1 protein-coding gene and 1 pseudogene are annotated in these 1,694 nt (G+C 27.8%); both read left to right on the plus strand.

Annotation, left to right across the window (positions count from 1 at the left end):
• Nucleotides 1–187: pseudogene (locus AACV33_RS02535) on the plus strand (TcpH protein); the annotation flags it as partial.
• 176 nt (nucleotides 188–363) lie between these two features.
• Nucleotides 364–1,694 (plus strand): EAL domain-containing protein (locus tag AACV33_RS02540; protein WP_220488760.1); only part of this gene is annotated, 1,331 nt, incomplete at its 3' end.

Raw genomic sequence — 1,694 nt, forward strand, 5'->3', positions numbered from 1 at the left:
ATCGATAAGTGATGCCAGTAAATTTATTGTTGACTATGATTTATCTCAGGGACAACTTTATGCATATGACGGCACGAATTACTATATATTAAATATATACTCATTAGGTGATTCTTGCTTTGTTACCCTACCAACAGCGAGTAAAAACCTGAAAAAAATAGGATTTTTTTGTACATATAATAATTAATTTTACCATAACTCATTCATTTCATTAGTTTTATGGTCTAATAATTAATTACAAACGATTGTAATTAATTATAATTTGAGTTTTACCTTAATTCCTGTAAATTCCGGCTTATTGGTGATGAGCTAAACATAACTTTAGTATCATCTCGTAAGAGTCTTTTTATCTAAGGTATTTACTTGATTTCTAATTGTTCATTTTTATATCAGCCAAAAATCCAGTGTGGAAATATAATTGGCGTAGAAGCTTTGTTACGAGTCCCTGGGACCTCAAATATAGAGAACTATGTCTCTATGATTACTAATAAGCCTTTATTTGATTTATCTGTTATTACAAAAGTGCTTGAAGACAGAAGACTCTATCATTCTAATGTAGGGCTTAGTTTTCCTGTATCCATTAATATTTCTATCCAAAGTTTAGAATCTGATTTTTTTATTCATGAGATGTTTAAAATTTTAGAAAATGAAGAGGATATTACGTTAGAGATTACAGAAAATGATGATTATTTATCTTTAATCAAAGTTAAAGAGTCAATGGATTTACTCAAGTCACTCGGCATTAAATTTTCTTTAGATGATTTTGGTAAAGGTTTTTCTGATATAGAACATGTATTATCATTAGAGTTTAATGAAATAAAAATCGATGGTTCATTAATAAAAAATATAGAGAACGATTTTTATAATTATAGACACCTAAAATATATTCTTGATGAACTTGAAGATATAAATAATTTTCATTTAGTGGTAGAGCGGGTTGAAAACAAACAACAGTTTGATTTAATTGAATCATTTGGTAAGAAAGTAACATATCAAGGGTTCTTTTTTTCTAAACCATTACCGTTACTAGATATAAAAATAACGAATAAACAACAGGTTAATACATGCTTTGTTAATGATAAACTTGTTTTAGAAAAACGGTTATATGATTTAATAAAATGTAGTGATGCAACCGAATGTGAAATATTAATCAATGACATTCATGAAATTGATAATTTTAATAATTTAGGATCTCGAGTTTCTGAGTGTTTAAGTGTACCTGAAATAAAAGAAAATTTGATTAAAAAATACAATAAATTATCGATTAGTTCAAGCAGCCCAGAAATATTGTTTTTCAAATCGTACTTAAACTGTATGAGCCGACTCGTTATTATTCGAGATTCAGAAGGTAATGCGTTATTTAATAACCAAGCACATATTGATTTTATGGGTACGGATTTGGTTGGTATGCCGTTATCTGATGTATATGAAACTTTTGGTCAATATAAAGGCTGTATTACTCTTGATAAGAATCTGATTGAATCCAAATCAAATTTTTTTACGGTAAGGGAATCGGTTGATTTTAATGGTAAAGTGAAATCGTACTATACATTTAGACAGAAAATTAACCATTACGGTAAAATATTAGTAATCACGATTGTTTATGATGAAGATGATAGGGATACATTCCCTCAAGACACTTTAACAGGTTGTTTTGATAGAACAATTTTAAATAGTTATTATATGAACAATTT

The sequence above is a fragment of the Aliivibrio sp. SR45-2 genome (genome assembly GCF_963890165.1).
GTDB classification, from domain to species: Bacteria; Pseudomonadota; Gammaproteobacteria; order Enterobacterales; family Vibrionaceae; genus Aliivibrio; species Aliivibrio salmonicida.